Here is a 25348-nt window from a genome sequence, read left to right on the forward strand (position 1 = left end):
TTAGGTTAAGAAGAATTATATGCCATAAGGAAAGAAGCATAACATGGGTCGAATTTGAAATGATAATCATCTTTCATTAGAGAAATTAACTTTTTTTGTATGTACGATTGTATAAGAAAGTAAGAAATGGTACATGTGGGGGAACAGAGTGTGAAATAGGAATTTAATTCAATTTACAGAATATAATAAGACGTAAATATTTTTAGTTGCATACGAAGGTTTGTTCTTATATGATAGTAGGTGAAAGCGTTATCAAAAACAGAGCGGCGATGGGAAAGGCGGGTAAATATGTTCCAGCGTGTTCAAACAAAGGAAGAACATTTTTGGTTCGAGCAACTGTGGGGAGATTTTTGTGAAGAAAGAAACTTAATGTTTGTAGAACGTAATTTAAATCCATCACGATTTTTATTAATAGAAGATGAACATCATATCGGTACAGTAGAATGTATTAAGTATACAGTACCTGAACAATCAAATTCGGAGTTTTTCTATCCGTTTTCTAAAAATGATTTAGTGAAAGATTTGAAAAATGTATATGAAATAGGAAAGTTAAGCATTGCGAAAACGTCTCGGGGGAGAGGACATTTCAAAAGGTTGGCAGCTATTTTATTTATGCATGCGTTAGAGACCAAAGCTGAATGGTATATTGCAGCAGTTACAAAAAGAATGTATATGTATTTACTTACACTCGGTTTTCCAATTGAGCCGATAGATAGTCCATTCCAGTTTCATGATACTTTACAAGGTGTACCAGTACGGATTCATGCTCGAAAAGGGGCTGCACATTTGTATTCTTTGAAAGAATTCCGTGATATTATTCAAGGGAATGCTCATGCGCAGGCACTTATTGCAGAATACAGTAAAAATATTATGTTAACAAAATAAAAATATATGAATATGTATAATATGAAGAAGGGTGTCATGTTACAGCCTTCTTTCTTCATACAAAAAGTAGACCCTTATTCTTGTAATAAGGGTCTACAAGGTTATAGTCCAAATATACTAAAAATCATTTTGCGGCGCTTAGGTTTCTTTTCTCTTTCATATGTTGGTTTTGAATCAGGAGTAATATATATTGGTTCTTCTTTTTTTAAGGCAGCTTCTAGTTTTTGAATTCGCTCTAACATTTCCTCCATTTCACGGCGATGTTGTAAAAGTTGGTATGTAACGACATCATTTGCTTTATCTAGCATTTGTTCTTCCATTCGATCTAGTCTTCTCGTAATTGAATTTAATTGAGCTGCTAATTGCTCAAAATCATTTGATGATGTTGTTTGAGTAGGTTGAACGTTGTGAGGTTGGTCTGCTTGAGAACGATGGTAGTCTAACATTTGATCTAAATCACCTTGTGTGAAAATAAAATGACCATATTTATTTTTTTCTATCGTAAGATTTAATTGTTGTGCAATCCGGACAACAGCCTTTGGGCTAACACCTAATTTCTTCGCGATAAATGGTGTTTTATATTCCAAAATAATCCCTCCTATATATATCCTATTGAATGATTTCTAGTTATGTAGTAAGTTCCCTTCAGGTGTGACAAAAGAAGTGTGGAATCGGCAAAGAAAGTGTTTTTTCACGAAATTGAGCTGTTTAGCATATACGATTTAAAGAAAATATTTTTTATTTATCTAAAAATTGGGATTATTATAGTTTGACGATGATAATCTAATTAGATTATCATAATTATAAATATCTTTTTTATGTATGCATATAATATATAAAAAGGTGGTTGCTAATGTAGAATTTTATTAGAGTATAAGAATGCTTACTTCACTTGAATAAATTTAAGTAGGAGGTGGCTTCCTTGCTTACACTGTAAGTAAGGAAAAGTATTTGGACATATATAGTATAAGTATAGTGATTGTTTTAATTGCCTTAACGGCATTTTTCGTTGCAGCAGAATTTGCAATTGTTAAAGTGAGGAGTTCACGAATTGACTATTTAATTGCAGAAGGAAATAATCGTGCAATATCTGTCAAAACAATCATTACAAACTTAGACGAATATTTATCAGCTTGTCAGTTAGGAATAACTGTTACAGCTCTTGGGATTGGGTGGTCTGGTAAACCTGCGCTAAAGTACATGTTTGATGTGCTGTTTGCAAATTGGAATGTCCCCACTCAACTCGCAGATATTTTGGCTATAATTTTAGTGTTTTTGTTTATCACATTTTTTCATGTGGTAGTAGGAGAGTTAGCTCCAAAAACATTCGCGATTCAAAAAGCAGAACAAGTGAGTTTCTTTGTTGCTAAGCCACTCATTTTGTTTTATCGTATTGCATTCCCATTCATTTGGCTTTTAAATGGATCAGCTCGGCTAATTACGAAATTTTTTGGGTTGAAACCACCAAAAAAGCATGACGAAGTGCATTCAGAAGAAGAATTGCGGTTGTTGGTTTCAGAAAGTTATAAAAACGGTGAGATTAATCAATCTGAATATAAGTATGTAAATAAAATATTTGAATTTGACGATCGTATCGCAAAAGAAATAATGGTACCACGAACAGAAATGAATATATTAAATAAAGAAATGCCTGCCGAAGAGGCTTTACAAAAAATGTCTCATGAAAAATATACGAGGTATCCGGTGGTTGATGGCGATAAGGACCATGTAATAGGCTTTGTGAATTTTAAAGATATATTTACAGATTTTGTGAAGCATCGAGTTGTTAGTGAAAAGACAGTGGAGCAATATATTAGGCCAATTATTCTAGTAATTGAATCTATCCCAATTCATGATCTATTTTTAAAAATGCAAAGGGAAAGGACGCATATTGCTATATTAATTGATGAATATGGTGGTACATCAGGTCTTGTAACCGTTGAAGATATTTTAGAAGAAATTGTAGGGGATATTCAAGATGAGTTCGATACTGATGAACAACCGGAAATCCAACAAGTTAGTGAGACGAAAACAATTTTAGAAGGAAAAGTACTTGTTAGTGAAGTGAATGCATTATTAGGTTTGACTATTGATGACGATGATGTCGATACGATTGGCGGCTGGATACTAACGAAAAATATTGAGATCGCCGAAGGAGATACCGTTGAAATTGAGAACTATAAGTTTTGTGTGAAGGAATTAGATGGGCACTATATTAAGAGGTTGGAAGTAACGAAACCTTCAGAATCGATTGTTATTGTGGGGGATGAAAAAAAAATTTCGCTCCAAGAACAAATTAGTTCGTAAACTCTGCTTTGTAGCAGAGTTTTTTTTGAGCAAAATGTTTTTTGGGGTGTTAGGGCTATGATACAATTACATAAGTCAGACCTTTCACTAGGTGAAATAAATGTAACGTATTATTGTATGCGCATATTCGGAAGGAGAACCACTATGAAAAAGCATTTATATATAAATGGGGTATGGAAATCAGTAGGGACGTATAAACCATTGTATGCACCATATTCTGAAGAAAAATTAGCGGAGATTGCGCAAGGTACAGAGGATGACGTAAAGGAAGCAATAGTTTCGGCTAAAAATGCAATGAAAGAAATGAAAAAATTATCTGCATACGATCGCGCAACTATTTTAGAAAAGGTTGCACAAAAAATGGATGAGAGAAGAGAAGAGTTTGCAGTGATTATCGCAAAAGAAGCTGCAAAACCAATTTGTGCTGCACGGGGAGAAGTAGATCGCACTGTTCAAACATATAAGTTTGCAGCTGAAGAAGCGAAGCGAATATATGGTGAGACGTTACCATTAGATGCGGCACCAGGAGCAGAGGGCCGTATAGCGTATACAATTCGACAACCAATCGGAGTTATTGGTGCTATTACACCGTTTAATTTTCCACTTAATTTAGTAGCACATAAAGTAGGTCCGGCAATTGCGGCTGGAAATACTATAGTGCTAAAGCCAGCCGACCAAACGCCACTTTCGTCATATGCATTGGTGGAATTATTTGAAGAAGCTGGTTTACCAAAGGGAGCTTTCAATATAATTTCTGGACCTGGACCTGTTGTAGGTGAGGCATTAGTAAAAGATGAGAACGTTGCTTGTATTACTTTTACAGGAAGTCCAAAAGTAGGTATTGGAATTAAGCAAAAAGCTGGATTGAAACGAGTGACGTTAGAATTAGGATCAAATGCTGCTGTTATCATTGATGAAGACGTTGAATTGACAGACGAAATAATTGAACGTGTAAAATGGGGCGCGTTTGTGAATAATGGACAAGTTTGTATTTCTGTACAACGTGTTTTTGTACATGAATGCAAAATAGATGAGTTTATTACAAAATTAACAAAAGCAATGGAAAACGTTGTAGTAGGAGACCCGCTTCATGAAGAAACAGATGTATCAGCACTTATTTCAAAAAAAGATGTAGAACGTGTAAGTTCATGGGTAGAAGAGGCAGTTAAGGCAGGAGCAAATGTTGTATACGGTGGTAACAAACGTGATGCAAGGATTTTTGAACCAACTGTATTAACAAATGTTCCAGAGTATGTATCTGTTCAGTGCCAAGAAGTTTTCGGTCCACTTATGACTGTAAATCCATTTATAGAATTTAATGAGGCTTTAGAACAAGTAAATAATTCACGTTATGGATTACAAGCAGGTGTATTTACAAACAATTTATGTAAAGCAATGCGTGCAATTGATGAATTAGAAGTCGGTGGTGTCATGATTAATGATATTCCAACGTTCAGGGTTGATCATATGCCTTATGGTGGTGTGAAAGAGAGTGGCACAGGTCGTGAAGGAATTAAATATGCAATAGAAGAAATGACAGAAATGAAATTAGTGTGTATTAAAAAATAAAGTAGATCGAGCTTAAACATCGCAATAAAAAACGAGCAGGAAATGTTTACGATTCCATACTCGTTTTTTATTGTTTGTTTTACGTTTCTCGGAACGATTTCATTTAATCAAGTGTACCTTTTACTTCATTTCTTGTTTGAAAATAGCATCTTCTACATAAATTTGTTCTTTGTCAACAGCAGTGCTATGAGATAGTACTAAACCGATTGGTGTTTCTGTACCTTTATTTTGAACAATTGTAAAAGGAACATTTTTTTCATTTGCTAATTTAATGTATTTTGATAAATGTGGGTAAGCAATGCTACCATTTAGGAATAGTTGTAATGATTGAGAAGAACGTATGCTACCCGTTACTTCTGTATACACATTACTTTGCATTACTTGACCGATTGTTAAAGCGACTTCTACACGCTCACGTAATGTAGTTAAGTACATATTACGTTCTTCTGGTTTGTTTTGCTTTTGGCCATATATGCCTTCTTGGAGATAATCTTCCACATTTTTATTTACCATATTTTTCACACCTTTCAATTCTTATTGTACGCAAGAATTAAAAAGGATGCAAAAAAAAGTAGTTTTGAACAGAAAAATAATTAAAAAATGAGAAAGAAAAAGAGATATATGAATAAAACTTATTTAATAAGAAAGGAAAAATAAATTTTATCAACAGAAATTAACAAAATGTGACAATAATCTATTAACGAAATGTATTTTTTGTGTTAATATTCAAAATATAAAGGGTATTCGTCGTATGGAAATGGAGGGAATGGAGGTTTTTCCAATCGATAAGGATATTAAAGAAGTATTTTGTTCGCACTTGAAAAACAACAAGCACCAATTCGTAGAGAACTGGAAAAACAAAATGATAATTTCCGAAAAAGATCCATTTAAACAAGAAGTAGTTCAAAATGGAGAAGATTTATTAGAGTTAATTATCGAACTTGTTATGGAAGATAAAGATATTAATTATCTTCAACCATTATGTGAGAAAATTGCTATTGAGCGTGCAGGGGCAGATGTGAATATTGGAGATTTTGTCTATAATGCAAATGTGGGAAGAAATGAACTTTTTGAAGCAATGTGCGAATTGGATGTAAGCGCTCGTGAACTGAAACCGATTATGGCCAAAATACATATTTGTTTTGACAAATTAATTTATTATACCGTTTTAAAATACTCAGAAATTATATCGAAAAATTTAGAAGAAAAACAGCAATATATAAACGAAACACATAAAGAAAGGCTTACGATTCTAGGGCAAATGTCGGCTAGTTTTGTCCATGAATTTCGTAATCCGCTAACTTCAATTATGGGATTTGTAAAGTTATTGAAGACAGACCATCCTAATCTATCGTATTTAGATATTATTTCACATGAATTAGATCAATTGAATTTTAGGATTTCACAATTTTTACTTGTGTCGAAAAAAGAAATGTGGAATGAATCTGAACGTTTTTGGCTAAATGATTTGTTTCAAGATATTATACAATTTTTGTATCCAAGTTTAGTAAATGCAAATGTTTTGATTGAAAAAAAATTGCCATATCCTATTCCACTTATTGGCTACCGGAGTGAAGTGAGACAAGTATTTTTAAATATTTTAATGAATTCAATTGATGCTCTTGAATCGGTGAAAGAAGAGCGGAAAATTATCATTGATGTATTTGAAGAGGATACCACTATTCGCATTGTTATAAAAAATAATGGGCCTATGATTCCAGCGGAAAGTGTAGAAACCATTTTTGAGCCATTTGTAACTACTAAAAAGCTAGGAACTGGAATTGGACTATTTGTATGTAAACAAATTGTAGAAAAGCATAAAGGATCCATATTATGTCGTTCGAATAACGACTGGACAGAATTTCAAATTGAGTTTCAAAAGTAAACAGTCTACACCATAGGAATGGTGTAGACTGTTTTAATTTGTAAGTATAACGGCCTCTAACTTTGGATCCTCAGTTGAATAACCTATTATTGAAATTGTGTAAATTGAATTTGGTTCAACGTTGAACTTAGGAATGGTTAATAGTACTTTTTTTGAATCAGCAAGTGAAACTTCAATATCTGCTGTACCAGGGCTAACTTGTAAAAAATCTGTTACTTGTTTAAAGAGTACATTTTCAAATAAATGATCCCCATCTTTCAAATTAACATTTACAACCGGAGTGTCTGGTGAAAAATGTGCAAACCGTATTTTTGCTTGACCAGATGGTAAATGAGTATTATCAAGAATAGGTTGTAATTGGAGATGATTATCGCTATTGACTGCTGCAAGGGTATAAGTGTGATTCCCCATTATGGGTACTAATGCTGAGAATATTGGAGTTTCGTTTCCAACAGGGACAATATCAATACGGTATTTACCTTGTACTAATGATAAGTAAGGACTGAATTGTTTAAAGGAAATATTTTTAATCACTTTTTGTCCATTTACAATAATATCAACTGCTGGTGTATGGGGAGCTGTGTGGAAAATTCTCATATGTGACGGCAAAGTTGCTTCTTGTGAATCTCTCTTTTCATATGCTTGTACAAGTTTTGTAATTGCATCATGATATTTCATATAGAGTTCCACATACTTTTTAGGATTGCTATATTGGTAGTAACGAGCAAGTTGTTCGTAACGTGCAGCTTCTTGTCCGTATTTTTCAATTTCGGATTGAGTCATAAAACATTCCTCCTTCATCATTACAACTATATGCGAAGCTGGAAAGAAGATATGCGAAAAAAACTGTTTTTCTAAAAGGAAAAGTTAAAATAGGGATTTTTTTATTTATAGGCAAACACACATACAAATCGGTAATTGTCCTACATAATTTATAAAGGAAAGGTAGTTTGACTTTGAAGGAAGGAGCACAATGGGGATGTGGATATCCCGGGTATGTAGTGTGAATTTAGTTATGGAGGATTTCGTGCTTTAGGCTGTGGTACAAATGTTGGATTTGCACTATAAGTATTTCTATTCCCAATAAGTGAACTGGCTGGAAAAGGTAATATCGGATAAAAGAGCGTCGTGCCGAACTGATTACTGTGGTTAATCGGTTCTTTTTTTATTGTTTTAAATAGATGGTACTACTTGTTTAGTAATAGTTACGATAATTGTGGTTTGTTATCTATATAGTGAAGTAAAATGTCGAATTTTGTTTGAAAATATGCAATATAAAGTAGGATAATAGGAAGGAGATTAACGGGAGTTCCGTCGAAGTTTACACAATGTCGGCAATTGAAGGAAGCTGATATTATGTTAAAAAAGCATTTAATTTGTTGTTATCTTAAATCAAGGAGGGGTGTTTAAGCGTACAGATAAGGATTGGTCTTTAATTCATGTTCTGAATTTTCTGTTTTTAAATTAATATTTTGCACTCATTTGTATATTTTATAATAGTTTTTTGATAAATTCACTGCTTTCGCAGAGGGTTCTTTTTTATGAAAGAAACGTCAATTTTCTTCATATATATATACAAATTGGAGAAATGGGGGAGCGCTATGCGCGATTACTTAATTAAACCACTTGTTGGTCAGCCGTATCCAATGATTTCACATGGAGAAGGTGTTTATTTGTATGATCAAAACGGAAACAAATATTTTGATGGTTCGTCAGGAGCAATTACGGCAGGTATTGGGCATGGCGTAAAGGAGATTGCAGACGTTATTAAAAAGCAAGCAGAGGAGATTGCTTTCGTATATAGGTCACAGTTTACGAGTGAACCAGCTGAAAAATTAGCGAAGAAGTTAAGTGATTTAAGTGTAGGAGATTTGAACTGGAGCTTTTTTGTAAATAGTGGTACGGAAGCAAATGAAACAGCTATGAAAATTGCAATTCAGCATTTTCAGGAGCGCGGTATTCAAGGGAAACATAAAATTTTGTCACGATGGATGAGCTATCATGGTATTACTATGGGAGCCTTATCAATGTCTGGGCATCCGCTGCGCAGACAACGTTTCGTATCTATTTTGGAAGATTATCCAACTATTCCAGCTCCTTACTGTTTCAGATGCCCTGTACAGAAGGTATATCCAACTTGTCAGCTTGCTTGTGCGACTGAACTAGAAAGAGCGATTGACCGAATTGGTGCAGAACATATTGCAGCTTTTATCGCTGAACCGATTATTGGGGCTGCTGGAGGCGCGATTGTCCCGCCGAAAGAATATTATAAAGTAATTAAAGATATTTGTAGTCATTACGATATATTATTTATTGCGGATGAAGTAATGACTGGACTTGGTCGTACTGGTGCATGGTTTGCGATGGAGCACTGGGGTGTAGAACCGGATATTATGACGCTTGGTAAGGGGCTAGGAGCGGGGTATACACCAATGGCAGCGACAGTTGTAAGTGACCGTGTTATGGAGCCGATTTTACGTGGATCACGTTCTGTAATGAGCGGGCATACGCTTAGTGCAAATCCATTGTCTGCAGCAACGGCATTAGCTGTTATTGAATATATGGAGAAACATAATCTACCTGAAAAAACAGCAGAAAAGGGAGAGTATTTATTAAAAGGTTTACAGAAAGTTCAGCAACAATCGACAATTATTGCCGATGTACGTGGAAAAGGATTGCTAATTGGAATAGAATTGCAACCGTTTACAAAAGCGTCGGAACTTATTTCGGTTGCGGCTAAAAATGGATTACTCTTATACCAAGCTGTTTCAGGGCAAGCAGGAAAAGAGGATAGTGCACTGCTTGTTGCACCACCAATGACAACTACATATTCCGAGTTAGATGAATTACTTTCAATTTTTGTAAAGAGCGTGGAAGAGATGATGCAAAAAGGAGGGCATAGTATCGCATGACAACTATTACAAATACATTCGGTAAATTAAAAGAAGTAGAGGAAGTAATTTCTTTGTTCCATGATGATATGACATTAATGTTTGGGGGATTTGGAGGGATTGGATCCCCTCCATCTTTAATTCAAGCTGTTTTAGATAAAGGCATTACGAATTTGAATTTAATAGGAAATGATACTGGATTTCCTGATGTAGGAATCGGTCGTCTTGTTACGAATGAAAGGGTTAAATCTTTAGTTACTTCTCATATTGGATCAAACCCAAATGCGGGAAGACAATTAAATGAAGGCAGATTGCAGATTGAGTTTTCTCCGCAAGGAACATTAGCAGAGCGTATTCGCGCTGGTGGTGTAGGCCTTGGTGGTATTTTAGTTGATGTTGGTGTCGATACGATTGTAGAAGAAGGAAAACGAACAGTTGAAATGAATGGAAAGACATATTTAGTTGAAACAGCTTTAACGGCTGAAGTCGCAATTGTATATGCGAAAAAAGCGGATCCGTTTGGAAATCTGGTATTTGATAAAAGCGCTCGTAATATGAATCCGCACGTAGCTATGGCTGGGGACATAACGATTGTAGAAGCAGAAGAAATTGTTCCACTTGGAAGTTTAGATCCAGAAGAAATTGTCGTCCCGGGTGTATTTGTAAATTATATCGTGCCATCGGAAGGAGTGAATTGGAAATGGGTATGGGCGTAGAAGTGAGAGATAAGATTGCAAGACGTGCAGCGAGAGAAATTCAAAATGGCATGATTGTAAATTTAGGTATTGGAATTCCATCGCTTGTACCGAATCATTTGCCAGAAGATATGAATGTTATGTTTCACGCAGAAAACGGTATTGTCGGTATGGGACCAACGCCAAGTAAAGGGAATGAAGATGAGAATTTATGTAATGCAGCTGGTTTACCAACATCGCTCATTACAGGAGCAAGTTATTTCGATAGCTGCATGGCGTTTGGCATGATTCGAAAAGGATTACTTGATGTTACGATACTTGGTTCGTTACAAGTAAGTGAAAATGGTGATTTAGCAAACTGGATTGTACCAGGAAAACGCGTTCCAGGTATTGGAGGAGCGATGGATTTAGCGCAAAAAGCGAAGCGAGTCGTTGTTGTGATGAATCATGTGGATAAATACGGAAATGCAAAGATTGTTTCGGAATGTACATTGCCATTAACTTCGAAAAAATGTGTAGATTTAATTATTACAGACATGGCTGTAATGGAAGTGACTCCAAGTGGACTTGTCTTACAAGAATTAATGAGTCCGTACACTGTAGAAGATGTAAAACGACATACGACGGCTGATTTTCAAATAAGCTCAAATTTACTAGTAATTGAATGAGGGGAGCTGTAATATATGGAGCAATTAAAAAAACAAGTTTGTGATTATATTGAGAGTCATGAAGAAGAGAGCGTAAAATTTTTAACACGATTAATTCAAGAAAAGAGCGTATCTGGTGATGAAAGTGGTGCGCAGGCAATTGTTATTGAAAAGTTGCGTGAGTTAGGTCTAGACCTCGACATTTGGGAGCCTGCTTTTAATGAAATAAAAGATCACCCTTATTTCGTATCACCTCGTACAAGCTTTACAGATAGCCCGAACATTGTAGCGACTTTAAAAGGAAGTGGCGAAGGGAAATCTATGATTTTAAATGGCCATATTGATGTCGTGCCAGAAGGCGATGTAAATCAGTGGGACCATCATCCGTATAGTGGAGAGAAAATAGGAAACCGCATATATGGACGTGGAACAACAGATATGAAAGGCGGCAATGTCTCACTTATGCTTGCGATGGAAGCGATTATTGAATGTGGTATTGAACTAAAAGGTGATATACATTTTCAAAGTGTAATAGAAGAAGAGAGCGGTGGGGCAGGAACATTAGCAGCTATTTTACGAGGGTATAAGGCAGATGGCGTTATTATTCCTGAGCCGACGAATATGAAATTTTTTCCGAAACAACAAGGGTCAATGTGGTTTCGTCTACATATAAAAGGCAAAGCAGCACACGGTGGTACACGTTATGAAGGAGTAAGTGCTATAGAAAAAAGTATGTTTGTTGTAGATCATTTGAGAAAATTAGAAGAGAAGAGAAATAGTCGAATTACAGATCCATTATTTAAGGGGATTCCGATTCCGATTCCAATTAACGTTGGGAAAATTGAAGGGGGAAGCTGGCCAAGTTCTGTTCCCGATTCATTAATTTTAGAAGGAAGATGTGGTATTGCGCCGAATGAGACTATAGAGGCAGCAAAAGAAGAGTTTGAAGGCTGGATTGGTGAATTAAAAGAAGTGGATAGTTGGTTTGTAAAAAATCCTGTAGAAGTAGAATGGTTTGGAGCGAGATGGGTTCCTGGTGAACTAGAAGAAAATCATCCGCTTATTACAACGCTTGGGCATAACTTTGTTGAAATTGAAGGGAACGAACCGATTATAGAAGCATCGCCATGGGGAACAGATGGAGGTTTGTTCACACAAATCGCTAACGTACCAACGATAGTATTTGGTCCAGGAGAGACGAAAGTAGCACATTATCCAAACGAATATATAGAAGTTGATAAAATGATTGCTGCCGCGAAAATAATTGCATGTACATTACTAGATTGGTGTGAGGTGAAGAAATGAAATACTATGAATCTTTTAGTGAACAGACAAAGTATTACACAGTAGAAGGGGTATTAGACTATTTTAATAAACGTGTTAGAGTTGATCACTATACAGGAAATGTTGAACGCATTATACAAACAATCGATGAATTAGCAGAGAAACATTCTTTCACTAAATGTATTATTAAAGGAAAGGGAGAGCATGTTTCAACATGGCTCTCTTTCGGTTTCTTATTGGAAGCAACGATACCTCATTATTTTCAAGGTCACGATGCGTACTTCTTCGTGAAATATCATTCCAATGAAAGACGAAATAGTATTCATTGGAATGAGGAAGATAGCATTTTAAGTGGTGTAAAAGCAAAAGAAGTGAAAGAAAAAATAGTCCCAGAGGAGTTTGTGTTAAGAAAAGCGACAGAAGAAGACGCGGAAGAATTAGCAATTGTCTTTGGGAAAGTATTTGAAGTTTATCCGACACCTTTAAATGAAGCGAGTTATGTAAAGCAGACGATGAAGGAAGACGATACAATTTACTATGTTTATGAATTTAAAGGGAAAATTATTAGTACAGCATCTGCTGAGATGAATGTGAAAGAAGGTAATGCAGAATTAACGAATTGTGCTACATTACCTGAATATCGAAAACATGGTTTTATGAAAAGTTTGCTAATTAAGTTAGAGGAAGAACTTCAAGAAAGATCTATTTTTTGTTCGTATACAATTGCTCGTTCGCTATCTTTCGGTATGAATGCAGCCTTTCATCAATTAGGCTATACATATACGGGAAGGCTCGCGAATAATTGCTACATTTTTGATAAGTTGGAAGATATGAATATATGGGTGAAAGATTTATCAAGCTATTCGAACGCAGTAAGATTCCCGCCTCAAAATTCGGCTGTAAAGCAAAGCAGTTAGGTGGGAGTCAGGATAATAATCAGTGGGGATGAATAAAGCCCCACTGATTAAAGTTTCACTTAACCATAAATAAGCGATAAAAATATATACAAATTTCATCAAAATAATGGAACGGAATCGTCATGCTTATAATCGCACAGAGGGATGCCGAAAATTCGGCATGTATTTGCCAGATTTTCGGCAAAAGGGGGGATGACATTGCTAGCAGTTTCGACACAAGAAGTCATTGAAGCGATTTTGGGCAGTATTGATGAGGCTATACACGCAGTAGATGAAAATGGAATTACAATTTTTTACAATACCGTTGCAGCAAAACATGATGGATCCAAAATTGATAAAGTGTTAGGAAAGCATTTGTTAGAAGCGTTCCCTTCTTTATCTAGGGACACGAGTACATTGATGAAGGTGTTAGATACAAAAAAACCAATTGTACATCAAGCGCAGCATTATCAAAATTTAAATGGAGAAGATGTTTGTACGGTAAATACGACGTTACCTATTTTTATAGATGGAAATATTGCTGGTGCTGTTGAAATTGCAAAGGACTATTCTACAATTCAAAAACTTACTGATACAATAGTCGATTTACAGTCAAAAATAAAGCGATCATCTGGCAAAAAAGCGATAAAAAAGCATGTTGCGTTTGAGACGATAGTAACTAATGATGCTCGGTTTAAACAGACGAAAGAATTAGCGCAAAAAGTAGCGCCAACTGATGCAAATGTTTTAATATATGGTGAAACTGGAACAGGGAAAGAGCTATTTGTGCAAGCCATTCATGAAGCGTCTAAACGGAAAAATAAGCCATTTATTGCACAAAACTGCGCAGCTTTGCCAGAGTCGCTATTAGAAAGTTTATTGTTTGGAACGACAAAAGGAAGCTATACAGGGGCAATTGAACGAGCTGGATTGTTTGAACTTGTAGATGGAGGAACATTGTTTTTAGATGAACTGAATTCAATGCCACTCGATTTACAAGCGAAAATGCTACGTGTATTAGAGGATGGAGTTATTCGTCGCATTGGTGATAATAAGACGAGAAAAGTAGATGTTCGCGTTATTACTGCGATGAATCAGCCTCCAGAAGTATGTTTAAGAGAAAATAAAATCCGCACTGATTTATACTATCGATTAAATGTGTTTTCATTATATATCCCGCCACTTCGCGAAAGAACTGAGGATGTACTGTTATTAGCGTCTTATTTTTTGAAAGAATATAATAAAAGTTATAAAAAAGGTGTACTTCAAATGGATAAGGAAGCAAAAGAAAGATTACAAGCTTATCAATGGCCAGGAAATGTTCGTGAGTTAAAACATACGATTGAACATGCAGTCATTATTGCGGAAGGGAGTTCATTAACCGCAAAGTGTTTACCACGTATATTTAGGAAAGAGAAACTTCCAAAGAAGAAAAGTATATTACCGCTTAGGGAAGCTCTTCATCAAACGGAAAAAGAATTAATAGATCAAGCGTTAATTGAAACGGAAGGGAATATTTTGCAAGCAGCAAAAATGTTAGGTATTCCGCGTCAAACGCTTCAATATAAACTGAGCAAGTACGACAAAACCGCCGAATAATCGGCGGTTTTTGTGTGTTTGCACCAATAAAAGAGCGTTTACATATATAAAAAGTAATGAATATGATAGTAAATATTGTTTTAGTACTGCACTTGAAAATATTTTTTCTCATATATAATAGGGTATTTCTCACATTTACTTATCAAGAATATGAAGTTGGCATAATTATTGCTTATATAAAGGATGAGCGTATAAAAAGGGGGAATAGCAATGTTACATGATGTATACAAACCAAATCGTCACTGGAAAGATATCGAATTATGGAAAGATATTACAGAGGAACAATGGAATGATTGGGTTTGGCAATTAACGAATACGATCAAAACTTTAGATGATTTAAAGAAAGTAATTAACTTGACACCTGAAGAAGAAGAAGGCGTTAAAATTTCAACGAAAACAATCCCGTTAAACATTACACCGTACTATGCTTGGCTAATGAATCCTGATGACCCACGCTGTCCGATTCGGATGCAATCAGTACCGATTTCGGAAGAGTTATATAAAACAAAATATGATTTAGAAGATCCTCTTCATGAAGATGAAGATTCACCAGTTCCAGGGTTAACGCATCGTTATCCAGACCGTGTACTATTTTTAGTAACGAATCAATGTTCTATGTATTGCCGTTACTGTACACGTCGTCGTTTTAGTGGACAAATTGGGATGGGCGTACCGAAAAAGCAATTAGATGATGCGATTGCTTATATTAGTGAAACACCACAAGTACGTGACGTTTTAATTTCTGGCGGTGATGGACTTCTAATTAATGATAAAATTTTAGAATATGTATTAAAGAATTTACGAGCAATCCCGCATGTCGAGATTATTCGTATCGGAACGAGAGCACCGGTTGTATTCCCGCAACGTATTACAGAAAACCTATGTAACATTATTAAAAAATACCATCCAGTATGGCTAAATACGCATTTTAACACTTCTATTGAGATTACAGAAGAATCGAAACTAGCATGTGAAATGCTTGCAAATGCAGGTGTTCCAATTGGAAACCAAGCTGTAATCTTAGCTGGAATTAATGACAGCGTTCCAATCATGAAAAAACTTATGCACGATTTAGTAAAAATTCGTGTTCGTCCATATTACATTTATCAATGTGATTTATCAGAAGGTATCGGTCATTTCCGTGCACCAGTTTCTAAAGGTCTTGAAATTATTGAAGGCTTACGTGGACATACATCTGGTTATGCAGTACCGACATTCGTTGTTGATGCACCGGGCGGAGGCGGAAAAATTGCGCTTCAGCCAAACTATTTAATTTCACAAAGTGCGGATAAAGTTGTACTTCGTAACTTTGAAGGGGTTATTACAACGTATCCAGAACCAGAAAATTATATCCCAGGAAGAGCAGAAGGCTACTTTAAAGAAATTTATCCGACTTATGAAGAGAAACGTTCTGATATCGGCGTTGCAGGATTGATGAGTGATAAGAAATTTAATCTTGTTCCAGATGATTTACAACGTATGAATCGCCGTAAAGATTATGAAGTCAATGAAACGCATGCTTCTTTAAAAGATAAACGTGATAAGCGTGATCAATTAAAAGATAAAAAATATCAAGCACAAATGGCAAAGTTAGAAGATGACAAAAAAAATGAGGGTGACGCAGTATGAATTGTATGTGGTGTGACAGTACAGAAGCGAAAGAAAGCTTGAATACTGTATATTGGGAATTACCAGATGGTACGAAAGCCATTGAAATCCAAGAAACACCATGTATAACTTGTTCCTCATGTGGAATGGATTATCAATCAGACCATACTGTAAAAGAAATTGAAGACCAGTTGTTTTTAATCTATACGAAAGATTTGCCAAAACAACTAACGTACGAAGAGTTGATGGGAAGACCTCGTCTATTAAAAAGGAATTATTTCGACTTTTAACCAGCTTTTATGCTGGTTTTTTTCTATTTCGCCTTGTATAATGTACCCAAGTTAGAAAGGTAGGGAATATTTTTGAAAAAGACATTTTACCATTATATGATGAAGCACCGTGCAGCTTTATTTAAAAATGAAATATCAGATTTAGCAGAGGCGATGTATGATGATTTAAGTTTTCCGAAGCAATCTGAAGACTATGATGAAATTAGTTCATATTTAGAGTTAAGTGGAATGCTAGAGAGTATGTCTATATTTGATGAAGCATGGGATTTATATATACAAGAGAGATAACGATATTGGAGTGCTACGTAAATGAAAACATAAGGAATACATTACTTTAAAAAAGTGAAGTATTTCTTATGTTTTTTTATTAAATTTCGCCTTGCTGTTAGAACATAAATGTTAAGTAAAAGCTAGTATATATACTAGCTTTTTTGAGTTATACACACATTCTACTTTTTTATTGAAAAAATTTATGAATATAAGCTTCTGTGATAAGCGTTTTTATGTAGGTTGCATATACTGTTATCAAAATCACGACGTTAAAAAAAGGAGAGATATAGATGGCAAGGAAAAAACAACCTAAATACAACGTAGGGGACATTGTCGTGATTACGCTATATGGAACCGTTGGGAAAGTTACAAATATGAAGGTTTTAGATGGAGTTTACGTATACGAAGTAAATAATCACGATGGATTTTATGTAGAGCAAACTCTGCAGCATGTGACGGAGCAAGAAATGAAAAAGGGCGACACAGAGTGGATTGAATTAAATTATAACTTTACGTTTGGTGATCTCGTGCAAGTAACTGGGTATGATAAAGACGTTTTTCGTATTGTTGGTTTTCGTACAGAAGTATGGAGATATAAAAATGATGCATGGGAAGATACTATATATGAATTGTCACGAATTACGGATGGTGAATGGTTAGAAGCTGATGAATCGGATTTAACATTACTTGCTAATGCACAAACGGCAAATGCAATTTTGAAGAAAATGAAACAAGATAAAGCTGGTATGAATAAATTGGATTTAGGAAAGTTGAAGTCAATTAACAATTCGAAAAAAGTAAGTGTAAAGACGAATCGCCAAGAAATTATTGATGGATTATTAGATATTTATAATGATTATCATTTGTTATTCGATACATTTAAAGATGAAGAATACAAAATTGTTATGGATGTTGTTCATAATTATTTAGTTAAATTGACAGAGAAAAAATAGTTAACTAGAAAGAGAGAATAAATTGAACAACAACATATGCAGTATAAGGTATGCCTACAATTATTAAAAAAATAAAAAGCCATTTAATAAGAGAGTCTGCCCATTGATCTTCATGCATGAACTCTTCTTTTGTTTGCCCTACTTCTTGATCTACTTCTTGATCTACTTCATATTGGTATTCCATAATTATTTCCCCCTTTTTGATAGCTTGTACTACCATCGTATGCACCTCGTCCAAAAGATATGACCTATAAAAAAAGAAAAACTATTTTTCTAATCTCATATACATAATTTTGAGATTTTTTCATAAAACAGAAATAAAGGAGTGATGCTCATGAAGGAAATTGAAGTCGTAATTGATACGGAAGAGATTGCGGAGTTTTTTTATGAGCAACTAATTGAAAGAGGATACGTTCCAAAAAGAGAAGAAATTGAGGACCTAGCAGATATTACATTTGAGTATTTATTAGAGAAATGCATGATTGATGAAGTTTTTGATGAAGAGGAAGATTGAAAGTAACGACGGGCTTAACTCGTCGTTTTTTACTCTTTACAAACTTGTCACAAACAGAGTCAACAATTATTGGTATAATTAAAAGAAATTTTTATACAAGAGGTGAAGGGATGTTCAAAAAAATTATTGATTCTTTATTAGGAAAGAAAAAATATCGTTCGTATTCAAGTAGTGATTATCGTCATAGAGGGCGCTCTTATTCAAGTAGCGATTATAAACGACGTTCATCTGATTATGGGCATCATCATTATAAAAGAAAACGTAAAAGCCGTAGCTTCTTTTCAAGTAGTTGATGAAATGGCGTCGTATACTAGCTTTATTTGATAGACCACTGCGAAAAAATACAATTGTTGCAGAACGTTATAGCATTGAATCGGTAATTGGAATGGGCAGTTATGGGATTACATATGTCGTTAATGATTTACAAATAAATAAATATAAAGTCTTAAAACAATTAAGACAAAGTAAACAAAGATATGAGTCTGGTAGAAAATCATTTGAACAAGAGAAAATGATTTTACAAACATTAAATCATCATGCAATTCCTAGTCTATATGATCATTTCGTATGGGAGAAAAAGAGCTTTTTTGTGATGGAGTATATGCCGGGAGAAAATTTCGAAGATTATATTTTCTTAGATGGGCATGTATATAAAGAACGAGAGGTTTTTAAAATTTTATATGAAATATTAGGAATTGTTTCAGTTTTTCATAGTAAAGGTATCATTCACCGAGATTTACGTATTCCGAATATATTAATGAAAGAAAATCAAATTAGTATTATTGATTTTGGTTTGGCTAAATTGAAAGGTGAGGGTGATGAGAGAGCTACAACTTATGAAGGGGAACAAGCTTTGATGCGAGAAGTTCACTTTCGTAGCGATTTTTATGCGCTCGGTCATTTCGTATTATTTTTACTGTATGCTAGTTATGAATCAACTGAAAAAAAAGAAAAACCTTGGTATGAAGAGTTAGTATTGGAAGAATATAATCGCGAAATGCTAATGCGAATGTTACAAATGAAAGCGCCATACTATGAGAATGTACAAGATCTGAAAAAAGATGTAGCTTACACTTTAGAAAGGATGGAGACCCCATGTTTCAAAAGTTTTTAGCAAGCGTTGGTATTGGTAGTGCAAAAGTAGATACGGTTCTTGAAAAAGATGAGTATATAGTTGGAGAAGAGATAGTAGGAAAGGTTCATATAACTGGAGGCTCAGTTAGCCAACAAATTGAAAGCATTTACTTAACGTTATCGACGTCTTATGTAAGAGAAGTGGATGATAAAAAAGTAACGGCAACGTATGATTTAGAGCGAGTTCGTTTAACAGAACCTTTTTCTGTTGAGCCGAATGAAAAAAAGGAAATTTCATTTTCATTTAAACTGCCAGTTGAAACACCGCTTACACTTGGAATGAAAACAGTTTGGGTACATACAGGCCTTGATATTAAACGTAGTATAGACCCAAGTGATCGTGATTACATTCAAGTGTTGCCAAATGCACTATTAAATAGTGTGTTAGAGAGTGTAAATCAATTAGGTTTTAAAGCGCGTCATATAGAATGTGAAGAGTTGCCGTATCGATTACGTAAGCAAGTTCCATTCGCACAAGAGTTTGAGTTTGTTCCTGTTTCCGGACAGTATTATGGGAAATTAGACGAGCTAGAATTATTAATTTTGCCAAGCACTTACGATCGCCTAGAGATTATTATGGAAGTAGACAGAAAATCTCGTGGATTAGCAGGTTTATTTACGGAAGCGCTTGATCTTGACGAGAAAGTGATTCGCTTTACAGTAACGAATGAAGATATTCCAGCGATGAAAGAAAAAATTAACAATTATATTTTTTAATAAACTATGCATAAAAAAGAAATGGAGAGGAAAACTAAAACAACCGCTCCATTTTTTTGCATAGTGAGGTTATGTATGTGAAACGATATCGACATTTATACTTGTTAAGTTTTACGCTACTCATTTGTTTTGTCGTATTATCACTTTCGTATCATACCGCTTGTATTGAGAAATTTGACAATATAGTTGCGCATTTTATTCAAAGTTTTCGAAACGACTACTTGACAGCCTACTTTACTTGGGTGTCTTTTATCGGTTCCAAAAGAATATATTTTCCGTTACTCATTATACTTGTAATGTATTTTCTCGTTAGAAAAAAGTTGCTTAGTGCATTACTTCTAACAATTAATTATTATGGATCTCGTTATTTAAACAGTATGCTTAAACTATGGTACGAACGAGCAAGACCTGATGTAACGCAGCTTGTTACTGCAACTGGATATAGTTTTCCGAGCGGTCATACGATGAATGCTACTGCTTTTTTAGGATTTATTGCATACGTCACAATTACAGAAGATCGTATTTCATTGCATAAAAAGTTGCTGATTATTTTTATAGCGAGCTTTGTTGTATTATCTATTTCAGTTAGCCGGATTTATCTTGGCGTGCACTATCCATCTGATATATTAGCCGGATGGGCAGCGGGCGGTAGCTGGCTCGTTTTATGTGTTATATTTCATAAGGCGTTCATCAAAAAAGAACCTATGTCATAATAGGTTCTTTTTGCATGGGCTCCACATGAATATGAGCATGGTATATTCCGAATTTCTTTCGAAGCATAGCCTCGATGTTGTCAGTAATACAGTGACTTTCTCCAACATCCATACGGGCATCTACCTCGATTGTAATATCAACGTATGTTTGATTCCCGTACATACGAGCGCGAATATCTACGATGTTTTCCACGCCACCAATATGTTCAATGGCATCAGCGTACTCTTCCATCTTATCTGGATCGATTCCATCCGTTAGCATATGAGAAGCTTCTACGAAAATTTCCCATGCGGTTTTACAAATAATAAGACCGACAATTAAAGCGGCAATAGGGTCTAAAATAGGCATTTGGAACTGTGATCCGACTATACCTATTACTGTACCAATACTTACGAGTGCATCTGATAAATTATCTTTTGCAGCGGCTTCTAACGACTTACTCTTTGTTTGAATCGCAATCTTTTTCGTATATTTATATACGAAATACATTACGACGGCAGAAAATAAAGCAACCCACGCAGCGAGTACATTAGGCGCTGCTTGTTTCGGATTTAAAAACGATTGAATTGCACTAATCACAACTTCTAATCCGACCGTTGCCATAATAAAAGAAGCAACAAGTGATGCGATTTGTTCTGCACGCGAATGCCCATATGGATGATCTGGGTCGCGAGGCTTACGAGAAATTTTCAGGCCAATTAATATTGCTAAAGAAGCACCAATATCCGTTAAGTTATTCAATCCATCAGCACGTAATGCGCTAGAGAGGGTAATATAACTGATGATAATTTTCATAGAGGATAAAAATATGTAGGCCATAATGCTGACAATAGCACCTTTATCAGCTTCTTTATGAGAAAGAGAATCCATTTTAATCACTCACCTTCCTATTAGGAATTTCTTTCTATACATAGAGTATCAAACGAAACTCGTGTGGGTCTATACAAACATTGTTGACGTTTTATAGCTTTTTAAGAAGGGGATAACAAAGTTTCGTTAAGGAAAAAAATGTTGAAAAGTACAAAGTTTAGGTTTGGAATTCATTTACAATTAAAGAGTGGGAGGGTAAGGTGATGAAAAAACTAATATTTTTCTTACTATGTATTGTTCTTATAATGACTGGGTGTAATTCATCAAATATTGAAAATGTGAAGGAACATAATATTTCTAAAGTATCCATATCTACTTTTAATGGCTACGGTGGATTAAATGAAAATTATTTTCTAAACATAGAAGACAAACAAATAATCAATGGAATTAATAATATGTTTAATAGCATGAAAAAACAAAAGAGAAGAGGTGAAATACCACAATACGATATACTAATTACATATGAAAATAGTGATACGAAGGGTATACATTTATACCTCGGAGATGAAGGAGAAAGGAGTGTAATTATGTACATTGGTCATGAAGAAACTGTATACTACACTTCTGAAGAAATGACGAAACAACTACGAAAGATAATTGTGAAAAAAGATTAAAACCCTCTAAAAATTATTTTTCAGAGGGTTTTAATCTTAGTATGCTTCTAAAAACTCAGTAACTTGCTCTTCAGTTTTTGCGTTAGCACTATGTAAGTGACCAAGCTTCTCGCCATTTTGATAAACAAGTAGGCTTGGAATGCCCATTACTTGATACTCTTCCGCAATACTTGGGAACTCATCTTTATTAATAGAATACCATTCAAACTTATTGAACTCTTCCATTACATCTCCGATAAAGTTGTCCATACGCACGCAATCCGGGCACCATGTAGTAAAGAACTTAACAACAACTGGTTCCTCGCTTGCGATGATGTCTTTGAATTCTTGTTCAGATTTGATTTCTTTCATGTTTTGTTGCTCCTTTTTCACTTATAATATTTGGGGTTATTTAGGCGGTGTTTTTGCCTAGAAACGAAAACTTTTAACAAAAGTTTTTCTTTCCAAATAATTCGTTTGCAAATTGATCCACCGCAGTTTCCTGAAGTCCTGGTACAACATGTGAGTAGGTCTTCAGTGTGATACTTACTCTTTTATGTCCTAATCGTTCACTTACAATCTTAGGATATATACTTTGTTTTAACATAATTGTTACACGAGTATGTCTCAGATCATGGAACCGAATATCAGGAACCTCACTTTTCTTTATAAGCTTTTTCCAGAGCTGTGTCAAACTTCTGAAACGGCAGACCCAATCGTAGTCATTATAGCTTTCATCATATCGCTCTTTTTCATCAGAGATTTTTTGCAGATGGTCATTTAGTACTATTAAAGTAATGTCAGGAAAAATCAGCAATCTCTTTCCTGAAGAGGTTTTTAGTTCATGGAATCCCTTTGTAATGTGAGAAAGGGAACGGTTAACAGATAACGTTCGTCTCTCAAAATCAATATCTTTCCATTGTAGACCTGTGATTTCACCTTTACGCATTTCACATGTAATAGCAAGAAGATAAGCGATATAATAACGGTTTTCTTTTGCATGTTCTAAAAAACGAAGAACTTCTTCATCGATTAAAAAACCAGGGGGTAAACGCTGATTTAGGATGCGGAAATGGCTAAAGAAACTATTTTCGAAAAAACGCCCACCCTGCATTGTTTGTGAGGAACAAGAAGGTGAGCTTCAATTAAACGAAACTGATAGGATCTGTGAAAATTGTGCCCAAATTATGCATGAAAAAGGTATTGAAAGAGATGAATAGTACTCTTTACACCTTATTCCATATATAACAAAGCTGGTTAGCTTCTGATTCAAGCGCTATTAAATGATCATTATTAATAGAGTCATTCGTATACATTCTATTCTTTTGGATGTTAAGAACCGTATAATTCACATCGTTATGTTCATTTGAAAATGTTGATTCATTTAATAATGTCAGTGTTGAGTTGATGTTGTATTTATCAATTCGCTCTTTTTTTCCTTTGAAATATAGTTTGATTAGATGCGGCTCATCATTAATGAGCAAACCGAGTTCAGGTGATGAGCGGACGATTAAATCATCTGATATCCAATGTGATTTACCTGGATCGAACCAAGAGACGTCGTTGTTTTTAATAAATTTTTTGTACTGCTTTATGACATCGATATAGTTTTGCTTTTTCTTTTGATCAACCGTTTGTACTAATGTTTCGAAACATTCAAAAGGTAGTTCATTTTGATGAAATTTAATAACAGTGTCTCGTAATTGTTTCCAGTAATCAAAAGCTGGTTGGTATTCAGGTTGAGATTTTAGATTTTTTACAAAGTTTGTTTTAGCTGCACTACTTTTCAGTGTGAAGTCTAAAAATTGTGTAAGTCCTACTTTAATTTCTGCCATGCTACACCCCCTTTCCAAACATTACTAATTCGATAATAGAAAGGAAAATCCTGCATTTTTTAAGGGGGTGAGCTAGATGCTAGAAAACCAGATGTCCATGCACAATGGCTATGGAAAAGCTACAAGATGCTATCAGTCGAGTGGTGGATTTTTACAGTAATATCCAGAAGGTGCGGAACCTGAGGGCGTGAATGGGAGCATAAATGAAGTGTTGGAATTGTTACAAAAGTATTTGGAGCAATAAAAAAGGACTCACGGCAATGAGTCCTCATAAAAAATATATGTTGGTATCAGTATACCACGGAAGGTGAGTGAATAGAACATGCAAGCAAAAGTATTGGTTAACACACTAAACATGGACCACACTAAGTGGTTGCAAGCTATTGGTGGCTCAGATGTTTCTGCAATTGCAGGCAGGTTTAAATAAATGAAAATCAGCAGTTCAAGTATTCTTTGAAAAAACACAAGCGATTGAAAAGGAAGATGTACAAAGTGAATCGGCATATTTCGGAAACGTTTTGGAAGAGGTAGTTGCAAAAGAATTTTCCAAGCGTACGAATTTAAAGGTACAACTCAGAAATGCAATCCTGCAGCATCATGAATACCCGTGGATGCTTGCAAATGTAGACCGATTGATTGTCGGTGAAAAGATCGGCCTTGAATGCAAAATAGCGAGGATCAAAAGAAGGAAGGTGAACAAAAACGCTATTTGAATAAAAGCTAGTGGACTAGTTTTTAACACTCACTGAAATTAAGAATCATAACATACTTTGTAATAACTTATATGGGAGTGAGTTGAATAATAATGTTTTATTCATATTTTGATACCCGAGATAGAATGCGTCCGTATGGTACGGCGGGTATTACGTATAGCGGAGCACAAAGTACAATTCAAGCTGTTCAACAAGCGTTACAAGCACAGCAGCAAATGCAACAAATACAGCAAGGCATGCAACCTTACTATCCATCTATGGAGTATTATTACCCAATGCATCATATTACACCATACGGAATTTCTGTTTCAACAATTCCATATGGAACTGTATACAATTTATAAAAATATGCGGGGGAACAAATTATTTATATAAGGGCGCAAGTACAGAGCGCCCTTATAAGAAATGATTCGTATCTAGGGAACAATTATAAAATTTTAGATATTGGAATGAGAATGTTACAACTTCATGAGTTATAT

At 34.9% G+C, this 25348-nt stretch carries 29 protein-coding genes and 1 pseudogene; 22 read left to right on the forward strand and 8 right to left on the reverse strand.

The window, feature by feature from the left end; translation table 11 throughout:
• Positions 1-288 precede the first annotated feature (288 nt).
• Positions 289-885 carry a hypothetical protein gene (locus tag LUS72_RS11295; protein ID WP_097831975.1) on the forward strand — a complete coding sequence of 199 codons (597 nt, stop codon included), beginning with the start codon at positions 289-291 and terminating at the stop codon, positions 883-885.
• A gap of 101 nt (positions 886-986) precedes the next feature.
• Here the strand turns inward: LUS72_RS11295 and LUS72_RS11300 are convergent, their stop codons facing one another.
• Complete coding sequence (locus tag LUS72_RS11300) at positions 987-1472, reverse strand: chromosome segregation protein (RefSeq protein ID WP_097831976.1); 486 nt, start codon at positions 1470-1472, stop codon at positions 987-989.
• 364 nt (positions 1473-1836) lie between these two features.
• Here LUS72_RS11300 and LUS72_RS11305 point away from each other — a divergent pair, with 364 nt between their 5' ends.
• Positions 1837-3192 carry a hemolysin family protein gene (locus LUS72_RS11305; protein ID WP_264448950.1) on the forward strand — a complete coding sequence of 452 codons (1356 nt, stop codon included), beginning with the start codon at positions 1837-1839 and terminating at the stop codon, positions 3190-3192.
• A gap of 144 nt (positions 3193-3336) precedes the next feature.
• Positions 3337-4761 (forward strand): aldehyde dehydrogenase family protein, encoded by a 1425-nt coding sequence (locus LUS72_RS11310; RefSeq protein WP_264448951.1) that lies wholly within the window; start codon positions 3337-3339, stop codon positions 4759-4761.
• 120 nt (positions 4762-4881) lie between these two features.
• On the opposite strand, the gene LUS72_RS11315 is transcribed toward LUS72_RS11310, so the two are convergent.
• The gene (locus tag LUS72_RS11315; protein WP_097831979.1) at positions 4882-5274 is read right to left on the reverse strand and encodes a YueI family protein; all 393 of its coding nucleotides are present in this window, start codon (positions 5272-5274) and stop codon (positions 4882-4884) included.
• 238 nt (positions 5275-5512) lie between these two features.
• On the opposite strand from LUS72_RS11315, the gene LUS72_RS11320 reads away from it, so the two are divergent.
• Entirely contained in the window at positions 5513-6646 is a 1134-nt protein-coding gene (locus tag LUS72_RS11320; RefSeq protein ID WP_097831980.1) for a BA2291 family sporulation histidine kinase, read from the forward strand.
• A gap of 33 nt (positions 6647-6679) precedes the next feature.
• Here LUS72_RS11320 and LUS72_RS11325 read toward each other — a convergent pair whose 3' ends face one another.
• Positions 6680-7429, reverse strand: coding sequence for a DUF4397 domain-containing protein (locus tag LUS72_RS11325; protein ID WP_000194391.1), 750 nt, complete (start codon positions 7427-7429; stop codon positions 6680-6682).
• Positions 7430-8247: 818 nt separating this feature from the next.
• Between LUS72_RS11325 and LUS72_RS11330 the strand changes: the two genes are divergently transcribed.
• The 10 genes from LUS72_RS11330 (at position 8248) to LUS72_RS11375 (ending at position 17779) form a co-directional block, all read left to right on the forward strand.
• Positions 8248-9558, forward strand: coding sequence for an aspartate aminotransferase family protein (locus LUS72_RS11330; RefSeq protein WP_097831982.1), 1311 nt, complete (start codon positions 8248-8250; stop codon positions 9556-9558).
• Positions 9555-10253: an acetate CoA-transferase subunit alpha gene (gene atoD / locus LUS72_RS11335; RefSeq protein ID WP_000208113.1), complete on the forward strand. Its 699-nt coding sequence runs from the start codon at positions 9555-9557 to the stop codon at positions 10251-10253. Before LUS72_RS11330 ends, atoD begins: the two co-directional genes overlap by 4 nt.
• Positions 10238-10900 carry a CoA transferase subunit B gene (locus LUS72_RS11340; protein WP_098478034.1) on the forward strand — a complete coding sequence of 221 codons (663 nt, stop codon included), beginning with the start codon at positions 10238-10240 and terminating at the stop codon, positions 10898-10900. The genes atoD and LUS72_RS11340 overlap by 16 nt, the downstream gene beginning before the upstream one ends.
• 15 nt (positions 10901-10915) lie before the next feature.
• Positions 10916-12184, forward strand: a complete 1269-nt coding sequence (locus tag LUS72_RS11345; protein ID WP_264448952.1) for a peptidase — start codon at positions 10916-10918, stop codon at positions 12182-12184.
• Positions 12181-13080 carry a putative beta-lysine N-acetyltransferase gene (gene ablB, locus LUS72_RS11350; RefSeq protein WP_264448953.1) on the forward strand — a complete coding sequence of 300 codons (900 nt, stop codon included), beginning with the start codon at positions 12181-12183 and terminating at the stop codon, positions 13078-13080. The genes LUS72_RS11345 and ablB overlap by 4 nt, the downstream gene beginning before the upstream one ends.
• Positions 13081-13272: 192 nt before the next feature.
• Positions 13273-14658, forward strand: coding sequence for an arginine utilization transcriptional regulator RocR (gene rocR / locus LUS72_RS11355; RefSeq protein ID WP_264448954.1), 1386 nt, complete (start codon positions 13273-13275; stop codon positions 14656-14658).
• 210 nt (positions 14659-14868) lie between these two features.
• Complete coding sequence (gene ablA, locus LUS72_RS11360; protein WP_097831987.1) at positions 14869-16287, forward strand: lysine 2,3-aminomutase; 1419 nt, start codon at positions 14869-14871, stop codon at positions 16285-16287.
• Positions 16284-16556, forward strand: coding sequence for a YokU family protein (locus LUS72_RS11365; RefSeq protein WP_002119088.1), 273 nt, complete (start codon positions 16284-16286; stop codon positions 16554-16556). Before ablA ends, LUS72_RS11365 begins: the two co-directional genes overlap by 4 nt.
• A gap of 72 nt (positions 16557-16628) precedes the next feature.
• Positions 16629-16844, forward strand: coding sequence for a YozE family protein (locus LUS72_RS11370; protein WP_071745820.1), 216 nt, complete (start codon positions 16629-16631; stop codon positions 16842-16844).
• A 272-nt stretch (positions 16845-17116) separates the two neighbouring features.
• Positions 17117-17779 (forward strand): hypothetical protein, encoded by a 663-nt coding sequence (locus LUS72_RS11375; protein WP_000101504.1) that lies wholly within the window; start codon positions 17117-17119, stop codon positions 17777-17779.
• Positions 17780-17783: 4 nt separating this feature from the next.
• Here LUS72_RS11375 and LUS72_RS11380 read toward each other — a convergent pair whose 3' ends face one another.
• Positions 17784-17963 (reverse strand): DUF3930 family protein, encoded by a 180-nt coding sequence (locus LUS72_RS11380; protein WP_264448955.1) that lies wholly within the window; start codon positions 17961-17963, stop codon positions 17784-17786.
• A 150-nt stretch (positions 17964-18113) separates the two neighbouring features.
• Here LUS72_RS11380 and LUS72_RS11385 point away from each other — a divergent pair, with 150 nt between their 5' ends.
• From LUS72_RS11385 to LUS72_RS11405, 5 genes are all read left to right on the forward strand, one after another.
• Complete coding sequence (locus LUS72_RS11385; protein ID WP_000658452.1) at positions 18114-18293, forward strand: YozD family protein; 180 nt, start codon at positions 18114-18116, stop codon at positions 18291-18293.
• Positions 18294-18403: 110 nt separating this feature from the next.
• The gene (locus tag LUS72_RS11390) at positions 18404-18586 is read left to right on the forward strand and encodes a hypothetical protein (protein ID WP_071745888.1); all 183 of its coding nucleotides are present in this window, start codon (positions 18404-18406) and stop codon (positions 18584-18586) included.
• Complete coding sequence (locus LUS72_RS11395) at positions 18586-19407, forward strand: serine/threonine protein kinase (protein WP_097831989.1); 822 nt, start codon at positions 18586-18588, stop codon at positions 19405-19407. Before LUS72_RS11390 ends, LUS72_RS11395 begins: the two co-directional genes overlap by 1 nt.
• On the forward strand, positions 19389-20144 hold the full coding sequence (locus tag LUS72_RS11400; RefSeq protein ID WP_097831990.1) for a sporulation protein: 756 nt from the start codon (positions 19389-19391) through the stop codon (positions 20142-20144). Before LUS72_RS11395 ends, LUS72_RS11400 begins: the two co-directional genes overlap by 19 nt.
• Positions 20145-20221: 77 nt before the next feature.
• A complete protein-coding gene (locus tag LUS72_RS11405; RefSeq protein WP_141533525.1) occupies positions 20222-20857 on the forward strand; it encodes a phosphatase PAP2 family protein in 636 nt (211 codons plus the stop codon).
• Here the strand turns inward: LUS72_RS11405 and LUS72_RS11410 are convergent.
• Entirely contained in the window at positions 20847-21728 is an 882-nt protein-coding gene (locus LUS72_RS11410; protein WP_141533526.1) for a cation diffusion facilitator family transporter, read from the reverse strand. The two genes, LUS72_RS11405 and LUS72_RS11410, sit on opposite strands and share 11 nt — an antisense overlap.
• A 203-nt stretch (positions 21729-21931) precedes the next feature.
• Here LUS72_RS11410 and LUS72_RS11415 point away from each other — a divergent pair, with 203 nt between their 5' ends.
• Positions 21932-22342 (forward strand): YhfM domain-containing protein, encoded by a 411-nt coding sequence (locus LUS72_RS11415; RefSeq protein WP_097832044.1) that lies wholly within the window; start codon positions 21932-21934, stop codon positions 22340-22342.
• Between the two features lie 36 nt (positions 22343-22378).
• Here the strand turns inward: LUS72_RS11415 and LUS72_RS11420 are convergent, their stop codons facing one another.
• The 3 genes from LUS72_RS11420 to LUS72_RS11430 all read right to left on the reverse strand — a co-directional run bounded on the left by LUS72_RS11420 (position 22379) and on the right by LUS72_RS11430 (position 24156).
• Positions 22379-22693, reverse strand: a complete 315-nt coding sequence (locus LUS72_RS11420; RefSeq protein WP_000658777.1) for a thioredoxin family protein — start codon at positions 22691-22693, stop codon at positions 22379-22381.
• A gap of 73 nt (positions 22694-22766) precedes the next feature.
• A complete protein-coding gene (locus LUS72_RS11425) occupies positions 22767-23300 on the reverse strand; it encodes a site-specific integrase (protein WP_303660213.1) in 534 nt (177 codons plus the stop codon).
• 247 nt (positions 23301-23547) lie between these two features.
• Positions 23548-24156 (reverse strand): hypothetical protein, encoded by a 609-nt coding sequence (locus tag LUS72_RS11430; RefSeq protein ID WP_097831992.1) that lies wholly within the window; start codon positions 24154-24156, stop codon positions 23548-23550.
• A gap of 322 nt (positions 24157-24478) precedes the next feature.
• Here LUS72_RS11430 and LUS72_RS27245 point away from each other — a divergent pair.
• A pseudogene (locus tag LUS72_RS27245) lies at positions 24479-24830 on the forward strand (YqaJ viral recombinase family protein); the annotation flags it as partial.
• Positions 24831-24961: 131 nt separating this feature from the next.
• The gene (locus LUS72_RS11440; RefSeq protein WP_097831993.1) at positions 24962-25213 is read left to right on the forward strand and encodes a DUF3947 family protein; all 252 of its coding nucleotides are present in this window, start codon (positions 24962-24964) and stop codon (positions 25211-25213) included.
• The last annotated feature ends 135 nt before the right edge of the window (positions 25214-25348 follow it).

The sequence above is a fragment of the Bacillus cereus genome, assembly GCF_025917685.1.
Lineage (GTDB): Bacteria > Bacillota > Bacilli > Bacillales > Bacillaceae_G > Bacillus_A > Bacillus_A cereus_AT.